The organism is Salinivibrio sp. PR5, from assembly GCF_001996085.1.
Taxonomy (GTDB): domain Bacteria; phylum Pseudomonadota; class Gammaproteobacteria; order Enterobacterales; family Vibrionaceae; genus Salinivibrio; species Salinivibrio proteolyticus.
In genome coordinates, this window is record NZ_MUFK01000005.1 from 159147 (window position 1) to 178336 (window position 19190).

General features: G+C 48.5%; 19 protein-coding genes. 7 read left to right on the top strand and 12 right to left on the bottom strand.

Annotated features, from left to right (window positions below; all coding sequences use genetic code 11):
• Window positions 1-1044 carry a glycosyltransferase family 4 protein gene (locus BZG82_RS03925; RefSeq protein ID WP_077662599.1) on the top strand — a complete coding sequence of 348 codons (1044 nt, stop codon included), beginning with the start codon at window positions 1-3 and terminating at the stop codon, window positions 1042-1044.
• Here the strand turns inward: BZG82_RS03925 and BZG82_RS03930 are convergent.
• Window positions 1039-1824 (bottom strand): glycosyltransferase, encoded by a 786-nt coding sequence (locus tag BZG82_RS03930; RefSeq protein WP_077765201.1) that lies wholly within the window; start codon window positions 1822-1824, stop codon window positions 1039-1041. The genes BZG82_RS03925 and BZG82_RS03930 overlap by 6 nt on opposite strands.
• 91 nt (window positions 1825-1915) lie before the next feature.
• Between BZG82_RS03930 and waaA the strand changes: the two genes are divergently transcribed.
• Complete coding sequence (gene waaA / locus BZG82_RS03935; RefSeq protein ID WP_077765202.1) at window positions 1916-3169, top strand: lipid IV(A) 3-deoxy-D-manno-octulosonic acid transferase; 1254 nt, start codon at window positions 1916-1918, stop codon at window positions 3167-3169.
• Window positions 3170-3172: 3 nt separating this feature from the next.
• On the opposite strand, the gene BZG82_RS03940 is transcribed toward waaA, so the two are convergent.
• Window positions 3173-3883, bottom strand: a complete 711-nt coding sequence (locus BZG82_RS03940) for a 3-deoxy-D-manno-octulosonic acid kinase (RefSeq protein ID WP_077674608.1) — start codon at window positions 3881-3883, stop codon at window positions 3173-3175.
• 153 nt (window positions 3884-4036) lie between these two features.
• Between BZG82_RS03940 and coaD the strand changes: the two genes are divergently transcribed.
• Window positions 4037-4543 carry a pantetheine-phosphate adenylyltransferase gene (coaD, locus tag BZG82_RS03945; protein WP_069590889.1) on the top strand — a complete coding sequence of 169 codons (507 nt, stop codon included), beginning with the start codon at window positions 4037-4039 and terminating at the stop codon, window positions 4541-4543.
• Here the strand turns inward: coaD and mutM are convergent.
• The 5 genes from mutM to radC all read right to left on the bottom strand — a co-directional run bounded on the left by mutM (window position 4538) and on the right by radC (window position 7286).
• Window positions 4538-5350 carry a bifunctional DNA-formamidopyrimidine glycosylase/DNA-(apurinic or apyrimidinic site) lyase gene (gene mutM / locus BZG82_RS03950; protein WP_077765203.1) on the bottom strand — a complete coding sequence of 271 codons (813 nt, stop codon included), beginning with the start codon at window positions 5348-5350 and terminating at the stop codon, window positions 4538-4540. The genes coaD and mutM overlap by 6 nt on opposite strands.
• 15 nt (window positions 5351-5365) lie before the next feature.
• Complete coding sequence (locus BZG82_RS03955; RefSeq protein ID WP_077765204.1) at window positions 5366-5845, bottom strand: hypothetical protein; 480 nt, start codon at window positions 5843-5845, stop codon at window positions 5366-5368.
• A gap of 154 nt (window positions 5846-5999) precedes the next feature.
• Window positions 6000-6167 carry a 50S ribosomal protein L33 gene (gene rpmG, locus BZG82_RS03960; protein ID WP_069590895.1) on the bottom strand — a complete coding sequence of 56 codons (168 nt, stop codon included), beginning with the start codon at window positions 6165-6167 and terminating at the stop codon, window positions 6000-6002.
• A gap of 13 nt (window positions 6168-6180) precedes the next feature.
• Window positions 6181-6417, bottom strand: coding sequence for a 50S ribosomal protein L28 (rpmB, locus tag BZG82_RS03965; protein ID WP_069590897.1), 237 nt, complete (start codon window positions 6415-6417; stop codon window positions 6181-6183).
• A gap of 185 nt (window positions 6418-6602) precedes the next feature.
• Window positions 6603-7286, bottom strand: coding sequence for a RadC family protein (gene radC / locus BZG82_RS03970; protein WP_077455068.1), 684 nt, complete (start codon window positions 7284-7286; stop codon window positions 6603-6605).
• Between the two features lie 267 nt (window positions 7287-7553).
• Between radC and coaBC the strand changes: the two genes are divergently transcribed.
• Entirely contained in the window at window positions 7554-8798 is a 1245-nt protein-coding gene (gene coaBC, locus BZG82_RS03975) for a bifunctional phosphopantothenoylcysteine decarboxylase/phosphopantothenate--cysteine ligase CoaBC (protein ID WP_108742954.1), read from the top strand.
• A 180-nt stretch (window positions 8799-8978) separates the two neighbouring features.
• Window positions 8979-9569: a nucleoid occlusion factor SlmA gene (gene slmA, locus BZG82_RS03980; protein ID WP_069590901.1), complete on the top strand. Its 591-nt coding sequence runs from the start codon at window positions 8979-8981 to the stop codon at window positions 9567-9569.
• 43 nt (window positions 9570-9612) lie between these two features.
• Here the strand turns inward: slmA and pyrE are convergent, their stop codons facing one another.
• Together pyrE and rph are read right to left on the bottom strand one after the other, a co-directional pair.
• A complete protein-coding gene (gene pyrE / locus BZG82_RS03985) occupies window positions 9613-10254 on the bottom strand; it encodes an orotate phosphoribosyltransferase (protein ID WP_077765206.1) in 642 nt (213 codons plus the stop codon).
• Window positions 10255-10356: 102 nt separating this feature from the next.
• The gene (gene rph, locus BZG82_RS03990) at window positions 10357-11076 is read right to left on the bottom strand and encodes a ribonuclease PH (RefSeq protein WP_069589051.1); all 720 of its coding nucleotides are present in this window, start codon (window positions 11074-11076) and stop codon (window positions 10357-10359) included.
• A gap of 159 nt (window positions 11077-11235) precedes the next feature.
• Here rph and BZG82_RS03995 point away from each other — a divergent pair, with 159 nt between their 5' ends.
• Window positions 11236-12099: a YicC/YloC family endoribonuclease gene (locus tag BZG82_RS03995; RefSeq protein WP_077765207.1), complete on the top strand. Its 864-nt coding sequence runs from the start codon at window positions 11236-11238 to the stop codon at window positions 12097-12099.
• Window positions 12100-12285: 186 nt separating this feature from the next.
• A complete protein-coding gene (locus BZG82_RS04000) occupies window positions 12286-13500 on the top strand; it encodes a tyrosine-type recombinase/integrase (RefSeq protein ID WP_077765208.1) in 1215 nt (404 codons plus the stop codon).
• A 136-nt stretch (window positions 13501-13636) separates the two neighbouring features.
• Here BZG82_RS04000 and darG read toward each other — a convergent pair whose 3' ends face one another.
• From darG to BZG82_RS04015, 3 genes are all read right to left on the bottom strand, one after another.
• Window positions 13637-14707 carry a type II toxin-antitoxin system antitoxin DNA ADP-ribosyl glycohydrolase DarG gene (gene darG / locus BZG82_RS04005; protein WP_077765209.1) on the bottom strand — a complete coding sequence of 357 codons (1071 nt, stop codon included), beginning with the start codon at window positions 14705-14707 and terminating at the stop codon, window positions 13637-13639.
• A gap of 8 nt (window positions 14708-14715) precedes the next feature.
• Window positions 14716-15324: a type II toxin-antitoxin system toxin DNA ADP-ribosyl transferase DarT gene (gene darT, locus BZG82_RS04010; RefSeq protein ID WP_077765210.1), complete on the bottom strand. Its 609-nt coding sequence runs from the start codon at window positions 15322-15324 to the stop codon at window positions 14716-14718.
• 75 nt (window positions 15325-15399) lie between these two features.
• Entirely contained in the window at window positions 15400-19182 is a 3783-nt protein-coding gene (locus BZG82_RS04015) for a type I restriction endonuclease subunit R, EcoR124 family (RefSeq protein WP_077765211.1), read from the bottom strand.
• Window positions 19183-19190 lie beyond the last annotated feature (8 nt).

Genomic DNA, 19190 nt, shown 5'->3' on the forward strand with positions numbered 1-19190 from the left:
ATGCACATTTGCCATGTCAATCTTGCATCTGGGTTTAGCGGCGGTGAGCGACAAACACTCACACTGATCAAACAACAGCTCGCAATGGGTTATCAACTCACTGTGGTCGCTAACCCCAAAAGCCCGTTTGCTGATGAAATTCGCGCACTTGAACAGTGCCAATTAGTGCTTTGTAAGCATTATACTCGCTCGCATCAGCGCTCAATCACCGCTGACTGCGATGTGGTCCATGTTCATGAAGGCCGAGCCATCTATTGGGCGCTGCTCCAGCGCTTGATACATGGCGTACCCTATATCGTCACACGACGCATTGATAATCCCCTAAAGCGTAAATGGCTATCTCAACTTGCCTATACTCGTGCAAGTACGTTGGTCGGGCTCAGTTCGGAGATTGTCCGCCAGATAACTCGGCGCCACCCTCAAGCGAATGTCGCAACCATTCCTAGCTCTCCGGTTCAGTATCCGGTTTCAGACGCTGACGTCGACGCGATTAAGGCGCAGTTTGCTAATAAGTTTTTGGTCATTCAAGCCGCGAATATGTACGCCCATAAAGGCTTTGATGTCACTATTGGCGCCGCCAAGGTGCTCGAGAAGCACGCCCCTCAGATTCACATCTGCTTACTAGGCGATGGTAAAGCGCGCGCTGAGCTCGAAAAGCAAGCACAAGGCCTTGGCAACATTAGCTTTATGGGTAAACAAAGCGCAATGGGGAACTGGTTCGCAGCCGCCGATTTACTAGTTCACCCTTCGTATAGTGAAGGGCTAGGCTCTGTGATCCTCGAAGCGATGGCCACAGGCTTGCCGGCAGTTGGTACGAAGGCAGGCGGGATCCCTGATATTATTAATCACGAGACTAATGGCTATCTGATCCCGTCTGGTGATGCTGCATCACTTGCTCACTATATTGAAACACTATCTCAAACACCTGAGTTGTTAGAATGTATGGCCCGAGAAGCATTAAATACAGCCAAAAAATTTGATATCTCAATATGCGCACAAAAGTATCAAGATATTTACCAGCACATCATCCATGAAAAACTATAGCTTGTCTAAACCATTGTTTGCCCAGAATGCTTTATTTTTCACGGTTTCTTGAAAGATGTCCTGATTGATAGATGGCCTTTTAAGCTCTTGGTGATAAAGGTGCAGTAATGCTGCACCAAATTTTAGTGCTTTTGTTTTTATACCAACGCCATTCAAACGAAACTCAATATCTGTATCTTCACCCACTGCAGGCGCTTCATAGTTCATATCAAATCCGTTGATTTTTTTGAAATCGTCTTTAAACAAAGAAAAATTACAACCGATAATAGACTTTTCTAAACGCCTTTTTAACATTAGATTTCTGAGAAACTTTATATGAATACCGTTTTCAATGTGTTTACCGGTAACGTCTGTATCATAACCTAACAGATTAAACCACAAATAACGGAACATCATTGGAATGAAATAAACATGACTAAATGTTGACTTCTCTGGAGAAGAATATAATTTTTGGGTGTATTTTTCAGACAGTTCGACACGACGACCACAAACGACTACCCCTTTTTCTGCAGCATAAAGATGATCTTGCACAAAACCAGCTTGAGGTACACAATCGCCATCGATAAAAATTAAATAATCCGTTTTAGACGCAGCGATCGATTTATTCAAAATTCGATTTTTTCTAAATCCTTTATCTTCATGCCAGACATGAAACACGCGAAAAGGAAGCAATTTAATATAGTCTTTTAACCATGAAGTGATATCATCGGATGATCCATCATCGGCAACAATCACATCAAAGTTATAGGTTTTCTCTTCTTTGAGTGATTGGAAAATCATACACAATGCCNGTCCATAATATTTACATCATTTGGAAGGTGTTAATTTGTTTCGTAGTATAACAATTATGTATAAGGTTTGGGACTGATTCGTGCGCTGGCTATACACCTTTATCCTGACTCTTGTTGCCCCATTGTTATTAGTGGGCCTATATCAAAAACGTTCCGGGAAACCGGCCGTCGGTGCGCGATGGCGGGAGCACTTTGGCCGTACGCCAGCTGTTGAGGGGCAGCCGATTTGGCTGCATGCGGTTTCTGTGGGTGAAGTACTCGCCGCGAAACCCGTAATTGCCGCGTTGCAGCAGGCCTATCCATCCATTCCTCTGCTCGTCACCACCACGACTCCAACCGGCGCAGAGCAGGCAGAGAAGATAGAAGGCATTATCCATCGCTATATGCCAGTCGATTTTAACTTCGCTGTCCGTGGTTTTTTGCGCGCAGTCAAACCCCGCCTGTGCGTGATTATGGAAACCGAGCTGTGGCCAAACACCCTCGTTAACGTCCATCAAGCCGGTGTGCCTATCGTGGTCATCAATGCGCGCTTGTCCGAGAAAGCGTGCCGCGGCTATAAACGAATCGCACCGCTATTTCGTACCATGAGCCAAAATATCGATGTAATTTTATGTCAGCACGACAGCGATAAGGCCCGTTTTGCCGAATTGGGGGTTGCTGACAATAAGCTGGCGACGGTCGGCTCGGTCAAATTTGATATTAAAGCTACGGACCCACATCTGGGCCAATCACTGATTGATGACATTGGAGCGCGTCCATGCTGGGTCGCCGCCAGTACGCATGAGGGCGAAGATGCCATCATGCTCGACGCCCATGCTGCCTTGCTCCGTGATTATCCCGATGCCTTGTTAATTCTGGTTCCCCGTCATCCGGAGCGGTTTGATGGCGTAGAAGCGCAGATCCACACCCACGGACTCAGCGTCCAGCGCCGTACGAGTGACGCGCCAATCGCCCTATCCTCGCAAGTCTATTTAGGGGATACCATGGGAGAAATGATGACATATCTGGCTGCTGCGAACGTGGTTGTCATGGCGGGTAGCTTTCTCGGCCCTAAAGTCGGTGGGCATAACTTGCTCGAGCCTGCCGCGCTCGCCAAGCCACAATTAACGGGACCCAGCTACTACAATTTCCAAGTGATTGGTGACACCTTGATTGAAGCGGGCGCCTTGCAAGTGTGCAACGACAGCCGCGATATTGCCGCGAAGATCGGTGCCTTTTTCTCGTCGCCACCACTGGGCGCGCAAGCAGGACAAGCCGGATTACAGGTTGTTGAGCAAAACCGAGGGGCTGTAGAACGCACCTTGCAAGCACTGGCGCCTTGGTTAAATCGCTAACCCCTATTTGCGAATCTTGTTATAGCCTTTTAGCACGGCGGCCCAATCTTCGGGCTGCCAATGGATTTGACGTTTTTCCTTCTCTTTTTTAAACGAGCGATGCAAACGCGCTAAGTTGTCTTCTTTCCACTGCTCACCATCACGCTGCTGGCATTTGTCGAAGTCAATTAACCACAACTTGCCTTTCTTATCGCGAAGAATGTTATGAATATTGAGGTCAGTGTGACAAACACCGGCATCGTGAAGCCGTCGAACGAGTCGTCCGATGGCTCGATAATCATGAGCCAATAGTGCATGTTCACAGAGAATAGCCACAAGATCGCGCGCGCCTGGCACTTTTTCAACCAGAATATCTGCCCGATACGTGCGCCCAGATTTGACCGCGCGCGCCGCAACCGGTCGAGGCACTGGCAACTTTTTCGCCCGCAAATAGGCAAGTAACGTCAGCTCCGCCCCGCAACGGGTTGTCTCCCAACCGGTGAACCAGTACTGATCTTTTACCAGCTTACCGAACAAACCGCCCCGATAATAATGGCGCAATGCCATCTCCATCTTAGGGCCACGCACAAAAAACGTCGTACCGCGTCCCTTTGCTGATCCCGTCACCGCGGCTTGCTGATGCCAATAGTGAATATCGAAATAGTGGCGTGGATCCCCTTCCACCAACTCAGGGTCAAACCAAATACATTCGTTGTCGCGCTGTTCTACTTCTATACTCACTGTTTTTCCTATCTTGCGGTCGCTGCAGCGCCTATCAGTGTAACGTGCCTATTTTCAGATTCACAGACGCACCACGATGAAGAACAATGCGCCTCGACGCATGATTTGATAACCTCTGCCCAGATAACACATCAAAAGGACAACCCTGTGACCAAGAAACAACTGACCCGTGTGATTTACCCGGGCACGTTTGACCCCATCACTAATGGCCATCTTGATTTGGTCGAACGCGCTGCAAGCATGTTCGATGAGGTCATCGTCGGTATTGCCGCAAGCCCCAGTAAAAAACCCCTGTTTGATCTGGACGAACGCGTCGCCTTAACCCAAGCGGTAACCAGTCATTTGCCCAATGTTTCTGTGGTCGGTTTTTCTGGACTACTGGTGAATTTTGCCAAGCAATACCAAGCCAACATTTTGGTACGCGGTCTACGTGCGGTCTCTGATTTCGAGTACGAGTTCCAACTGGCTAACATGAATCGTCGTTTGATGCCTGAGCTTGAAAGCGTGTTTCTCACCCCATCCGAAGAGCACTCGTTTATCTCATCGACCTTGGTCAAAGAAGTGGCACTGCACGGCGGCGACACCAGTGAGTTTGTGCACCCTGATGTCTTAACCGCGCTTTGCAATAAGCTTCACGTCAACACGCCATCATAGTGGCTGGCAATGCGGGCAGAATACCGTTGCCCGCTGCCCAATCACCACACGCTCTAATACCGTCTCACATTGCGGACAAGGTTCGCCGGCTTTGCCGTAAACCCGAAGCTCCTGAGCAAAATAGCCTGCTTTGCCATCCGCATTGGTAAAGTCTTTTAAGGTCGTGCCCCCTTGGGCAATCGCCGCCGCGAGCACGGTTTTTATCTCATCGACAAGGCATGCTGCTTCTGAGTGCGTCAGGCTCCCTGCTGGACGCTTGGGGTGGATCCCCGCACAAAAAAGAGATTCATTGGCATAGATATTCCCCACGCCAACGACCACCGCGTTATCCATAATGAAGGATTTCATCACCAGTTTTTTACCCTTCGCACGCGCCAGTAAATAATCAGCGTTAAAAGCGTCACTTAATGGCTCGGGGCCAAGCTTGCTCAGCACTTGATGCATTGTATCCTGCGCTTGCCACAGCCAAGCACCAAATCGTCTTGGGTCGTGATAGCGGATCATCATATTGTTGCTGAGAATGACATCCACATGGTCATGCTTTTCTGGGGCTAAGCTGGCGGGCAATACCCGTAAACTGCCCGACATCCCAAGATGCACAAGCGCCGCGCCTAAATCGCACTCGAGCAACAAATATTTGGCACGACGTGTTATCCGGCGAATCACTTGACCTTGGAGCAATTGCAATTCATCAGGCACCAGCCAGCGCAGCTGTGGTTGGCGAACAATAATTTGGGTGACGGTCTGACCTTCAACATAGGGAGTGATCCCCATGCGACTGACTTCAACTTCAGGTAATTCAGGCATGATAAGGACTTTTACTTACGACTTAGTCAATGGAAAAAGGTAACGGCTATCAACAGACACCGCCAGCCATTGGCCTCGCTCATTTTGCATTAACCAAAATTGCGGCTGCTGATAATAAGTAATACGGATAGGTTCTTGATCAGGACTACGCAGCAGCTCAAGCGTCCGCGGTGCGGTTAGTTGCGGCCGCAGCGATTGCAAGGTAGCGTCATTCACTTGTGTCCCTTTCAGTCCCAGCCAACGCTGAGCGAGCTCCGTGGGGCTAATCAATAACGGCTTGTCGGTTTGCCAACCATCGAGCGTACGCGTCAAGGTTAAGTGCGAGAAGCGCAGCGCGAGCACCTCACTGCGCGACGTCACCAAGGCAATCACACCGTCAGGCATATCTCTGGCGTGGCGTTGGTGGCGCAGGTAGTCAGGCAATAGCATTAAACCGAAAAAGATCACCACGGAAAAAATGAGGATGTTGTTCCACGTCTTTCGTTTTAGCTTCATGAGACACCGCCACTGGATACCCGACTTTGTTAATCAGCAGTATATACACAAATGAGGCTGGCGTTGATAGCTAAGCAACCGGATGGCCCAGCGAGGAAAAATAGATATAAAAAAACCCAGCCTAGGCTGGGTCTTTCTCGAAACTTTCAACCAATTACTTGATTTTGGCTTCTTTATACATAACGTGCTTGCGAACTACGGGATCAAATTTTTTGATCTCGAACTTGCTTGGCATGTTACGTTTGTTCTTATCTGTGGTGTAGAAGTGACCAGTACCAGCAGAGGATACTAGACGAATCTTCTCGCGAATGCCTTTAGCCATTCTCTAAGTCCTCTTATACTTTCTCACCGCGGGCACGCATTTCTGCTAGTACAGAATCGATACCTTTTTTGTCGATGATGCGCATACCTTTAGTAGATAGACGCAGTTTAACGAAGCGTTTTTCGCTTTCTACCCAGAAACGATGAGTTTGCAGGTTCGGCAGAAAACGACGCTTGGTGGCGTTATTAGCGTGAGAGCGGTTGTTACCAACTACAGGACGCTTGCCAGTTACTTGGCATACTCGTGACATGAAAGTCTCTCCAAAATCGTTTCAGCTCGATATCAACCTTGTCCGCCAGTCCTGCAAATTCAAGGTCAGGCTCAAGGTCAAGGCTATCAAAGGTGGCGCATTATACTAACTGAATTCACATTGCTCAAGTCCCGAGCAGATCCTTTTGCGCTCTTTTTGATCGTTTTTTTCGCCAAAGGCGATCCTCAAAGGGATAACAACCAACCTCGTTCGGCGAAGGATACCACTTCTCCGTCCCCAACCACCAGATGATCAAGCACACGAATGTCGACTAATCCCAACGCTTGAACAATTCTTTCGGTGATTTGGCGATCGGCCTGACTCGGCTCTGCCACACCCGAAGGGTGATTGTGGGCCAATATCAGCGCCGACGCATGTAATTCGAGTGCGCGGCGCACAATTTCACGCGGATACACACTCGCCGCATTGTGAGTGCCCTCAAAAAGTTGCTCATCGGCAATGACACGGTGTTGATTGTCGAGAAATAACACATAAAACGCTTCGCGGGGCCGATCTCGAAGCAACGTCGACAAATAACGGCGGGTATGATCAGGGCTGGTCAGTGCATCGGTTTTACTTAACGTTTCTTTTAAATAACGGCGACTAAGCTCCAATACCGCCTGAAGCTGGGCATATTTCGCGCTTCCTAGCCCTTTGTGCTGACAAAACGCAGCTTGGTCAGCACCCATCAGCGCACGCAACGAGCCAAAGTCATTTAATAGGTAGTCGGCCAGCTCGACCGCACTCATCCCCGTCACCCCAGTTCGCAAAAAAATCGCCAGTAACTCGGCATCAGACAAGCTCTGTGCCCCTCTACTCAGCAAACGCTCTCGTGGGCGGCAATCTTGCGGCATGGTTTTTAAGCTCATGATCGTTCTCCCTTTGCTGAGCCAGTCGTCGGCTACGACAACGCCGATAGTAGGGAGAGGACGCCGCCTTGATACAAGCGCATCATGGCAAGGTTGCGTTACAGTCGCCTATTTTTATTCCCCGTTGCGTGTGCTTTTCAGCAGACATCAGCCCATATCACAGCCAACCTGGCTCACACCGTGCGAGGATTCATGCGCTTGAACAAGCTTTTTACGCTAAGGATTATGGTATGGTTGCGCCATTCACTGACAACGATATCACGCATTATGGCCAGTTCTTCACAACAGCCAGCCCAGACGCTGGCAGGAAAACGTATACTGCTCGGTATGGGCGGCGGCATTGCCGCGTATAAATGTGCCGACCTCACTCGACGTCTGATTGAACGTGGGGCGACGGTCAAGGTGGTGATGACTCGCGCAGCAAAAGAATTCATCACCCCGCTGACCATGCAAGCCGTTTCCGGTCACCCGGTATCAGATAGCTTACTTGACCCCGCCGCTGAAGCGTCGATGGGCCACATTGAATTAGCCAAGTGGGCAGATTTAGTCTTGCTCGCCCCCGCGACCGCTGACTTAATTGCACGCGTCCATGCTGGCATGGGCAATGATCTGCTCACCACGGTGTGTCTCGCCACCGATGCGCCGATTGCGATTGCACCCGCAATGAATCAGCAGATGTATCGTGCAGCTGTCACGCAAGCCAATATCGCTGCGTTGAGTGCGCGCGGTTACCTGATTTGGGGGCCCGACAGTGGCGCACAAGCCTGTGGCGATGTCGGCCCGGGGCGCATGCTAGAGCCGATGGCGTTAGTGGCAGAATGTGAACACTGGGCCGGTCCCACCCCTCTGGCTGGCAAGCACATCATGATCACCGCCGGGCCAACCCGAGAAGCACTCGACCCGGTGCGCTATCTTTCTAACCATAGCTCGGGAAAAATGGGCTATGCGCTCGCAGAAGCCGCCCGTGCACTGGGGGCTACCGTGACCCTAGTGAGTGGCCCAGTCGCACTGCCAACGCCCACCGGCGTACACCGTGTTGATGTGACCAGTGCACAACAAATGTATGAAGCCGTCCATGCCAGCATTGCCTCACAAGACATTTTTATTGGCTGTGCGGCCGTGGCGGATTATCGTCCCCAAACCGTTGCCGAGCAAAAGCTGAAAAAACAGGCAGATAAAGATGCAATGACAGTCACCATGGTGAAAAACCCTGACATTATCGCCTCGGTAGCTGCGCTGTCGGATACACGACCTTTTACCGTTGGTTTTGCGGCAGAAACACAGGATATCGAGACCTATGCACGCGATAAGCTTGCACGTAAAGGGCTCGACATGATTTGTGCTAACGATGTCTCGCTTTCAGACCAAGGGTTTAATAGCGATCACAACGCCTTACACCTTTTCTGGCCGAACGGTGATCTCGCACTACCGTTAACAGAGAAAGCACCCTTGGCACGCACTGTGATGACACATATCGCCAGCCGTTATCACGCGGCGGATACCAAAGCGTAACGTAAAAAAACGCCGTTACATCAAGTGTAAAAGCGTGCGCCAAGGCCACGCTTTTTGCTTTTAATACAGACACCTCACCGCTAAGATAAAGGGCATGACTAACACGCTTGGTGGCACCTCGTCCTGATGCTTCCTTTACCGCCCGCCAACGTGAGAATAAAAGACAAAGGAATCGCATGAATGGCAGCCCCGAAAAAAAATAATCGCCGCGAAGAGATCCTCCAAGCGCTCGCGCAAATGCTGGAATCCACGCAAGGCAGCCAGCGCATCACGACCGCCAAATTGGCCGCCCAAGTTGGCGTCTCCGAGGCCGCACTCTATCGCCACTTTCCCAGCAAAGCACGCATGTTTGAGGGCTTAATTGAGTTTATTGAGGACTCATTACTGTCCCGCATCAACCTGATTATTGATGAAGAGAAAGACACCTTAGTGCGTCTTAAGCTCATTCTGCAGTTGCTGCTTGGATTTGGTGAGCGCAACCCGGGACTCACGCGTATCATGACAGGCCATGCGTTGATGTTCGAGCAAGACCGCTTACAAGGTCGCATCAACCAATTGTTTGAGCGCGTTGAAGCACAGCTCAAGCAAGTACTGCGGGAAAGACGTTTGCGAGAAGGGAAAGGCTTTCCGCTCGATGAAGCGGTGCTCGCTAGCCAGCTAATTGGCCAAGTTGAAGGCAGCTTATGCCGTTATGTGCGCTCCTCTTTCAAACAACTGCCTACCGCCAACTTTGAACAGTACTGGCAATTGCTCACCAGTCAGCTGCAATAAGCCATAAAAGCAATCAGGCGCGCCGTGGCGCGCCCAGTAAAGGTTAGATACCATACTCTGCTTGATAAGCTTTGACCGCCGCCAGCTGCGCCGGATCAGCCTCGCTTTGCTCTAGATAGGTCACTAAGTCACTCAAACTAATGATAGAGACAACGCGGCAGGCAAAATCACGCTCTACTTCTTGAATCGCAGACAGCTCTCCTTGGCCCCGTTCTTGGCGGTCAATCGCCACCAAAACACCGGCAAGTTGCGCACCTTGCGCCTGGATCAGCGCCATAGATTCACGAATAGCAGTACCAGCGGTGATCACATCATCCACCAACATCACGCGACCTGCGAGCGCACTGCCCACTAACTGGCCGCCCTCGCCATGATCTTTTGCCTCTTTGCGGTTAAAACAGTAAGGCGTATCCACATCATGATGATCGGCAAGCGCAACCGCGGTAGTGGTCGCAATCGGGATCCCCTTGTACGCAGGGCCAAATAGCACATCGTAATCAATCCCAGTATCCATTAATGCAGCGGCATAAAAACGACCCAATTTTGCTAAATCACGTCCGGTATTAAACAAACCTGCATTAAAGAAATACGGGCTCTTGCGGCCGGATTTCAGGGTGAATTCACCAAACTTTAAAACCTGCTTTTCAAGGGCAAACTCAATAAACTGGCGCTGGTAGGCTTTCATTCCATCCTCTCACTATTAAAACGGTTGTGACGGTTATGTCACGGGCTCCATCCTGTTCTCAGGGCAAAAAAATAGCCCCCAATGTGGGAGCTACTCAATTTGTTATGCGTCGGCTAACGCCGATTTTTGGGCAACGACAATGTCATCAATGCCCTTCTTGGCCAGTACCAACATGGCATTGAGCTCATCGGGAGTAAATGGCTCTGCCTCAGCGGTACCTTGTACCTCAATCATACGGCCATCTTCGAGCATCACCACATTCATGTCGGTGTCTGCCGCGGAGTCTTCGACGTATTCCAGATCGCAAATTGGCGTTTGCTGATAAATACCTACCGACACCGCTGCGACGTGACCTTTCATGGGGTTCGCGGCAAGTTTGCCATCACGCACCATGGCATTGAGTGCGTCAGCCAGAGCAACGCTCGCTCCCGAGATAGATGCAGTACGCGTGCCGCCGTCGGCCTGAATCACATCACAATCGACTGTGATGGTGTACTCACCCAACGCGGTTAAATCAACCGCTGCACGCAGGCTGCGCGCGATCAGACGCTGAATTTCCATCGTGCGGCCGCCTTGTTTACCGGTCGACGCTTCTCGACGGTTACGCGTATGCGTGGCACGTGGCAACATACCATATTCTGCCGTCACCCAGCCTTGGCCCTTGCCTTTTAAAAAGCGTGGCACACCCTCTTCGACAGTGGCGTTACAAATGACTTTTGTGTCGCCAAAGCAAACCAGCACAGAGCCTTCTGCGTGGGCAGTAAAACCGCGGGTAAAGCTAACGGGACGAATTTGGTCGAGCGCTCTTCCACTTGGACGCATGCAAGTAACCTTTTGGGCAGATGAAATTTGCCCGCGATTATACGTGTTTCTTGCCACGCTTGCGATCCCTGTCGGCACATCTTGCCAACACAGCTGACGCATTGCAGGTGGATGCGTATAATCAAGCCATTCACTCTTTGCACACACAAGCAGGTACCAATGATCCACAGCATGACCGCCTACGCGCGACACGAAATCAAGGGCGATTGGGGCAACGCCGTTTGGGAAATTCGTTCCGTCAACCAGCGCTATCTCGAAACCTACATTCGCATGCCCGAGCAATTGCGCAGCCTTGAGCCCGTCGTGCGTGAGCGCTTCCGCAAGCGCCTTGCGCGCGGCAAAGTGGAATGCAACTTACGCTTTGATACCTCGCAAGCCAATCAAGACAAGCTCACCATTAACGAAGCCTTGGCCAAACAAGTAATTCACGCCGCCAAATGGGTGAAAGAAACCGCTGGGGAAGGCAACATCAATCCGTTCCAGGTCCTGAACTGGCCGGGGGTGATGGAAGCCCCTGAGCAAGATACCGACGAACTGCATCGCGCCCTATTGACTGGTCTTGAAGAAGCACTCGACGCCTTTATCGCCGCGCGTGCGAGCGAAGGTGACAACATGAAGGCGCTGATTGAACAGCGATTAGATGCGATTAGCGCTGAAGTCATCAAAGTGCGCGAAAAGATGCCTACCGTGATTGAATGGCAGCGTGAACGCTTAACCACACGTTTGGAAGAAGCCAAAGTGGAGCTCGATCCAACTCGCATCGAGCAAGAAATGGTGATGCTGGCGCAAAAAGTAGACGTTGCAGAAGAGCTTGACCGCTTGGACTCACACGTTTCAGAGGCGCGAAAAATCCTCAAAAAAGGCGGCGCCTGCGGCCGACGTCTGGATTTTATGATGCAAGAGTTCAACCGCGAAGCCAACACCCTCGCCTCCAAATCAATCAGCACCGAAATCACCGCCTCCGGCGTCGAGCTCAAAGTACTTATCGAACAAATGCGCGAGCAGATCCAGAATATTGAATAAATTCCATATCTAAACATAAACACCTTATAAGCACTTAAAAACAATAATTTATAGAAAAGCTAACTTCCATAGCATTACATAGCCAACCACCTTTACCCACCACCAAATGGTGGGTAATATGGTGGGTAATGAGATTATACTGTCAGTAAGGTGGTGGGTAATCGTGTTACGGGTATGGAGAATGCAATGGGAAAGCTAACAGTAAAAAAAGTTGACGCGCTGATTAAAGCAAGAGCTGAGAAGACTCAACGCTATGCTGACGGTGATGGCTTATACCTTGTTGTGCCTGCCTCCGGTCTTCCAAGCTGGATGCTACGGTATACCTCAAACAAAAAGCGACGAGAGATGAGTCTCGGGAAGGTACGCGATGTATCGCTCCAGGATGCTCGATTAGACGCTGCCGCCAAGATGAAGCAACTGCGGGATGGGTATGATCCGCTCTTGCAACGAAAACGAGTCCAACAAGTACAAATAAAAACAGTGAACGACCTTTTCGAAGATTGGTACCCCACTCTCGTTAAACGTCTCAAATACCCCGATATTCCTAAACGCATCTACACGAAAGACATTGCGCCGCATATTGGTGAGATCTTACTGGACCAAGTCACAGCGCGAGATATTCGTTTTACTATTAATGCGATTACAAATTCCGGCAGGCCAACAATCGCGAATGATGCATTAGGTTACTGTAAACAACTCTTTAACCATGCCATCAAACTCGATCTTATGAACGGCAACCCAGCGGCAGCTTTTACAGTAAGAGATGCTGGTGGTGTTGAGCACAGCAAGGATAGAGCCTTGACCCCAGAGGAACTAAACCAGTTTTTTTCTACGGCAAAGGCATATCAAACTAGTTTTGGTCGCGATAACTATCTCGCTTGTGCGTTATTGGTTTGCTTGGGGGTACGAAAATCAGAGCTATGTGAAGCAAAGTGGCAAGAGTTTGATTTAGAAGCAGGGGTATGGGTGCTCCCTAAAGAGCGCAGTAAAACCGGCGTTGCGTTAGATATTCCTTTAGCGCCAGTGGTCGTTACCTGGTTAGAAGAGTTAAAAATCCGAGGTTGTGGCTCAGACTATGTGTTTCCGAGCCGACGCGCCAGCAAGCGGCCTCATATGGGCCCAGATACGCTCAATCGTGCGATTTCAAAATTATTCGGTAGAGAGGCAGGCAAAAAAAAACCTGCACCGAATGTAATGGGCGACATGCCACATTTTGCCGTGCACGACTTACGCCGTACGTGCCGGACATTACTGGCACGACAAGGCACACCTGGTCACATTGCAGAACGATGCCTAAACCATAAACTCAAAGGCGTTGAAGGGATCTACGATAGGTATACTTACTTTGATGAGCGGAAAGAAGCACTTTCCGCTCTAGCGAATAGCTTACACTGGATCTAGAAATGACAAGAACCAGTCTCTGACGACCATCGCCAGACTTTGTCCTTAATCAGCAGAGTAGCACGAGGGAACGATTATCTTAGAGTGCACTAAACTATATACTTTATAACAAGCACAAGATGATCAGCCACCGCAACTAGCATGCCACAGGCGCTTTGCTTTCAAGCCAACCCTGCTCTTTCAATCGGTTCCAGGCCGCTAAAATATGTGCTGGCTTCATGTTTGCTTTTCTGGCATTCCAACGATGAACACCATTAATCACATCATCACTACTTAGCGGCTTATCGCCACATTCTTGAGTGGCTACCCAATGAACAGTCGAAAGCAGCTCCATACCATTTTGTGACTCAAACCCTTCAATCAATCTAGCAACCTGCTTAAAACGCTTTTTTGTATCTGCATGCTTTTCAAGATACTTTAGTGCCTCAGCAGCAGCGTCACCTTTTAGCTCGATAGGTGTGTCTGGTTTGTTGAAGCCATCAGCGTAACCGGAGATAAAATGCCCTTCCATTTTATCAAGCACATGGCGAAGCACATCCGCATAGGGGCCGTAGTGATGTTTCTTAAACACAACCTTGTTCAAGGGCTCACCAGTAGCGGTGAGAAAGTACACAAGCTTCTGTACTTCCAACAAGGATAAACGATAACCAAACCCAGTAGACACATAGGCCTCAATCAGGCCAAGAACAGCAGCTCGACCTGCTGTCATGGCCGGTCTTTTGGTCCTATTCAACATGGCGTCTGCTTTCGGCGCTGCTTGTGGTGGATAAACACGCCATTCAACGTCCGGCATATCGGCTAAGTGCTTATGAATCAATTGCTCTACCTGCTGCCAAGGTAACCCCCCAAGGCCGCTTCCCAAGGCAGGAATAGCTACCGATTTAAGCCCTAGACGTCTCGTTTCTGACTTCAAACTCTCCAAACCTTGTTCAATGTATTCAGGCTTTGAATTCGATTTCCAATGCACTTTGGTCGGAAAATTAATCACATAGAACGGCGCGCTAATGGAGTTAAGCGACACGGGCAGTACTTGTCCTGTTACTAAGGATTTATCATCACAGGCTTTTTTATAAACCTTAAAATTTTCCGGGAACGCTTTTTTAAACTGCAACGCCAAGCCTTTGCCCATTACCCCAACTGTGTTGACAGTGTTGATAATAGCATCTGCTTGATCATGCAAAATGTTCCCTGTTTGATAAGTGATCATAGTAACCTCTAGTAATACCACTCAGGACGAACCACAACCTCGGGCTTGTGTTGCGCAACTTGAAGCAACTGGTTTACTTCATCGGCGATAGCTTGAGTTTTAACACCAATTTGATGGATTGTCCCCCATTGTACCGACTCAAAGGCCAGAAACTCAGCTTGCTTTTCTTCTTTAAAGTCCTGCCAGTACTTCTCATGAATGATTCGTTGAATATCGAGTTCTGTAATACGATCAAAGTCGTCTATCTGTTCCGCATAATCCAAATCAGCATGAATATCAGTAAAGAAGCAATGCTGGTTACTCAGTCGAATCGTATCAACATCACTGATCAAGTGTAGCACTCTGTCCTGCCCGCCTTGAAAGTCAGCGTGCCCTTTATGAATCACAAACAGCATTACAGAACGAGGGCAAAAATTAAAAGGCACGTACTGTCCAATCGTTCCACCTGCGGCCACACTGACGGGTCGAACAAGACGACGCTGCTTAATGTGGCTGTAGCCAATGTTCTGGTTGATCAAGCCCAGCTCAATCCGTTTCGCATCCGACCACAGGCATGCGTGCTCTAGGATGCCAGCCAGGTTATCGATATGGGTGATGTGAGAAACTTTCACTGTCATCGTTAAGCACTCATTTTATTGCTATGTTTAACAAGTCTATTCATGGCATGGCGCATAACGTGTAAGCAGTTAATGTCATTTTTCCTTCCATTTATCTGCCAATTTCTTGTTCGTTTTGTAATCTAAAACGTTTGGTGCGCTTTGAATCGCAAGCTGTTCTGCTTGGCGTTCTTTTGCCTCTGTATTCTTACTTTTTAGCTTGTTAAACGCCATCTTAGGAAGCACGACAAAACTGAGACATAAGGCACTCTTGCCAAGGTCATAAATCGTGTTTTCTATAAGAGACTTATAGATGTCATCCCCTGAACACTGAACCGCAATAGCAGTGAATTCATTAATTACGCTACCTTCTTTGGACTCTTTCAGTGCCCAAACGATACCACTTTGACCTTCTTTATAGAGCGGGAGCTCAAGCTCCTTCGTTACCCGTTCAAGCTCTATAAGTGCAGAGATGGTTGTATCAAGTACACTCGATGAAACAACACCCAGCTCTCTTAACTCGCTGTAGTATCCGGTTGTCAGCAGCGATGAGGGCTCATCCTCATAGGCGATATCAGATTTAAACGTAATAGAGCCTAACTCAACAACATTCTTCAAAGCGAGGACCTGTTTAGCTCGGTAGAGCTTAACCTCGCCAAAGCTAAGAGGGTCTGGTATGAGATTCTGGTTACCCTCATCGGTCACCGTTATCTCATCAGTGCTAAAAGCATCAGACTGCTCGAAGATAAACGATTGCAGGTATTTATCGATTAGCATGTTCAGCCTAAACGGTGGGATCGCCTTTCCCTCACGTTTTTCAAGAAAAGCTTTCGCTTTCGCTTTATCGACGGTCGCTTTTAACGTGTCAAAGCGGCCAAAGCGGTTAAGATTCGCTTTATTAATTGCACCGTTCATGAGTTGCAAGAGCAGATCTCGATCTAGACCGAACGCTTCAACGATGCCATCAAGACGCGCTTGCTCTGCCTGGTTTTGGTAGTTGTTGATGTAATCTCTAAAGCTGTTACCTTCGTTGAGCTTTGCGTCACCGCGTTGCAAATCGTGCAAAAATAGCCTTGCATATTTTTGCTCATCTTGGCTCAACGATGAAAATGACTGGTGTAACTCGTTGAGTGTGCGCTCAGCTTCCTCCTTAGAAACACCACTATTCAGCACTCTTAAGTACTTTTCAAACCGGCTATTCATATAATCAGAGTCAATTCTGCCGGTGTCGATTTCGGTTAAGTGGCCCACAAGGTCAAAGGGTATGTCATCAGTGTTGTCACGTTTTGTGCGCTCGCTTTCGCTGGCTAGCTCCCGATACCGTAGCGCTAGACTAAGGTACGTTTGCTCATCACATGCTAACTCAGGTACCCGCTCATCAAAGTTGTCTGATGACTTTTCCCAGCTTAATCCTTGTATCTTGGCCGCTTCCAAGTGCTTATTGAAATCTCGATACAGCGCTGCAAACTTTGCACAGGCCTCTGTTTCTGGTGGTAAGTGCTCAAAGCCTTGAACGCCAGAGTTGGTAAAGAGTGTCTCCATCTCGGCAAAGATTTCGTTCATCGCTTCTATGTTACTTTCCAGTTTATCAACAAAGAGACCTAGAGGTTTGTCACCGGAATAAAGCTTCACCGCCTCTTCGATGTATTTTTCCATCGTATGTGGATAGCGATAGTAACGAATCGTACCGTGAGGCTTGTCTGGACCAAACAAGCGGTTAGTACGAGAAAACGCTTGGATAATATTCTGATATTTAATGACTTTGTCCAAATAAAGCGTATTGACCCATTTGGAATCAAAGCCTGTCAGCATTTGGTCAACAACAATCAGTAAATTGAGTTGTTTACTGGCATCATGATGAATGCGTTCGTATGGCTCTTTATGCGACATACGCGCCGCCAGATCTTTCTTGAACTTGGCATGATTAGCAAAGTCGAAGTCCTGCCCGAAGAGGCGATTGTAATCGCTTATGATCTCTTCTAAGCCATCACCTTTAAATTCTGGCCCTCGCTCTCCGCCACCATCGTTATCGATATTGGGATCAAACAGTGCTGATACCTTCAGCTCAGGCTTTTCCGCTTTAAATAGCCGATAATAATCAATTGCTTCAGCGATACTACTGGTCGCTAAGATGGCATGAAACTTATTTGCTTGGCTTTGTACGTCCCAGTTATTAATGATATCCGCAACAACCTGTTTCTGGTGCTCTTCGCTCAAGTATTGCGATTTGGGCAAATAATCTTCTATACCTTTAATATAAGTGCCATCAGGCTCTGTATATCCAGCCATAGGAACATCGTTCATAAAGCGATTGAACTTTTTCTTCTTGGCAGGTGTTGACATGGCATCAGCGACGGAATCGGCTTTTGCTTGCTCAAGAGCCACCGCTTGTCTTACTTCTTTGTCTTTTAACGTAAGTGCTTTGTATAGATCGAACCCGAGCACGTTACCGTCGCGAATACCATCGGCTAAACTGTAACGGTGTAACTCATCACCAAACATATCGGGGGTAGTGCTACCCTTGATTTCGTTTTCAGCATGGATCGGGGTGCCGGTAAAACCAAAAAATAAGGCTTGAGGAAAGGTCGTTTTGATCTGGCTGAGCATGTCACCAAATGTAGACCTATGTGCTTCGTCAACGATAAACACAAGCCGCTTGGCGCGAATAGCTTCAATATCAGCAGAGTTTGTGGCAACGCCTTGATCATCGACAGCTTCAAAAATGTTACTCATTTTTTGAATCGAGCTGACAATCAAGGTATTTGCAGGGTCAGTACTTTTTAGCTTATTAACTAATACGTAAGTGTTTTCTGTGGCCTGAACATCTTCGCCATCGCCTGCAAAGTTGCGATACTCGGTTAATGATTGTGTGCCGAGTTCAATACGGTCCATCAAAAAGACCACTTTATCTGCATCACGTGATTGCGCAATCAACTGCGCAGATTTAAAGCTGGTCATGGTTTTACCAGAGCCTGTGGTATGCCAAACATAACCACCCAGTCTGTCCGCATTGGAGGTTATCTGCTTCCAATTGGTTTTTGCCACTTTGTCAGAAATAGCATTTGCTGCGTAGTATTGATAACTGCGCATCACTTTTAGTACGCCGTCGGTATCATCAGCGACGGTGTAAAACCCAATCAACTGATGCGCCATCGGAATTGATAACAGCTGTGAAGCAATGTCCTTCCAATGATTTAGCGGCTCATTGTTCACGTCGGCCCAATTGAACTGATAGTCTGCGTTGAACTTGCCATCCATGCCTGGATTGGTAAAGTATTTCGCTTCTTCGGGCTGCATAGCGACAAACACTTGCACCAATGAAAACAGCCCGCTGAATATCCCCTCTTTGGAATACTTTTCAATTTGATTGACCGCTTGGCTAACCGGAATACCGCTACGCTTAAGCTCGATATGAAAAACCGGCATCCCGTTGATAAGCAGCATAATGTCGCCACGACGGTCATTGCGTAGCGCGCTACCCCGTTCAAACCTGGGTTGCTGCACAATTTGATAGCGGCTTTGCCCAGCCGCTATTTCTTGTCGATCGTAGATTTTTAAGCTAACTTCTTTGCCAAAGTGCTCAGGGTCATCGCGATTATCACGCTTAATGGCGACCGTTTTACCATTAATAAAACCATTCAGCTTGAACGGCGTTTTAAGCTCTTTGATCTGGTCAATAATCTGCTGCATCTCACCATCGGTGAGCGGTACATTGTTTAAACGGTCGCGTTGGCGGTTATTCTCAAATAAGATATTCGCCCAATTTTTCAACAAGTCAGCTTCAGTTTGATTTTTTAAAACTTCCGGCTCCCAGCCTTTAGTAATCAATACTTCAATAAAGGCTTGCTCAAAGTCTGCTTCTCTCTTAAAAACGGTCATCGCCTATC

What these genes read in the sequence shown, in the direction of transcription:
- BZG82_RS03925 (WP_077662599.1), top strand. Translation starts at nt 1, where the DNA reads ATGCACATTTGCCATGTCAATCTTGCATCTGGGTTTAGCGGCGGTGAG.
- BZG82_RS03930 (WP_077765201.1), bottom strand. Translation starts at nt 1,824, where the DNA reads ATGATTTTCCAATCACTCAAAGAAGAGAAAACCTATAACTTTGATGTG.
- mutM (WP_077765203.1), bottom strand. Translation starts at nt 5,350, where the DNA reads ATGCCTGAATTACCTGAAGTTGAAGTCAGTCGCATGGGGATCACTCCC.
- BZG82_RS03955 (WP_077765204.1), bottom strand. Translation starts at nt 5,845, where the DNA reads ATGAAGCTAAAACGAAAGACGTGGAACAACATCCTCATTTTTTCCGTG.
- rpmG (WP_069590895.1), bottom strand. Translation starts at nt 6,167, where the DNA reads ATGGCTAAAGGCATTCGCGAGAAGATTCGTCTAGTATCCTCTGCTGGT.
- rpmB (WP_069590897.1), bottom strand. Translation starts at nt 6,417, where the DNA reads ATGTCACGAGTATGCCAAGTAACTGGCAAGCGTCCTGTAGTTGGTAAC.
- radC (WP_077455068.1), bottom strand. Translation starts at nt 7,286, where the DNA reads ATGAGCTTAAAAACCATGCCGCAAGATTGCCGCCCACGAGAGCGTTTG.
- coaBC (WP_108742954.1), top strand. Translation starts at nt 7,554, where the DNA reads ATGGCCAGTTCTTCACAACAGCCAGCCCAGACGCTGGCAGGAAAACGT.
- slmA (WP_069590901.1), top strand. Translation starts at nt 8,979, where the DNA reads ATGGCAGCCCCGAAAAAAAATAATCGCCGCGAAGAGATCCTCCAAGCG.
- pyrE (WP_077765206.1), bottom strand. Translation starts at nt 10,254, where the DNA reads ATGAAAGCCTACCAGCGCCAGTTTATTGAGTTTGCCCTTGAAAAGCAG.
- rph (WP_069589051.1), bottom strand. Translation starts at nt 11,076, where the DNA reads ATGCGTCCAAGTGGAAGAGCGCTCGACCAAATTCGTCCCGTTAGCTTT.
- BZG82_RS03995 (WP_077765207.1), top strand. Translation starts at nt 11,236, where the DNA reads ATGATCCACAGCATGACCGCCTACGCGCGACACGAAATCAAGGGCGAT.
- BZG82_RS04000 (WP_077765208.1), top strand. Translation starts at nt 12,286, where the DNA reads ATGGGAAAGCTAACAGTAAAAAAAGTTGACGCGCTGATTAAAGCAAGA.
- darG (WP_077765209.1), bottom strand. Translation starts at nt 14,707, where the DNA reads ATGATCACTTATCAAACAGGGAACATTTTGCATGATCAAGCAGATGCT.
- darT (WP_077765210.1), bottom strand. Translation starts at nt 15,324, where the DNA reads ATGACAGTGAAAGTTTCTCACATCACCCATATCGATAACCTGGCTGGC.
- BZG82_RS04015 (WP_077765211.1), bottom strand. Translation starts at nt 19,182, where the DNA reads ATGACCGTTTTTAAGAGAGAAGCAGACTTTGAGCAAGCCTTTATTGAA.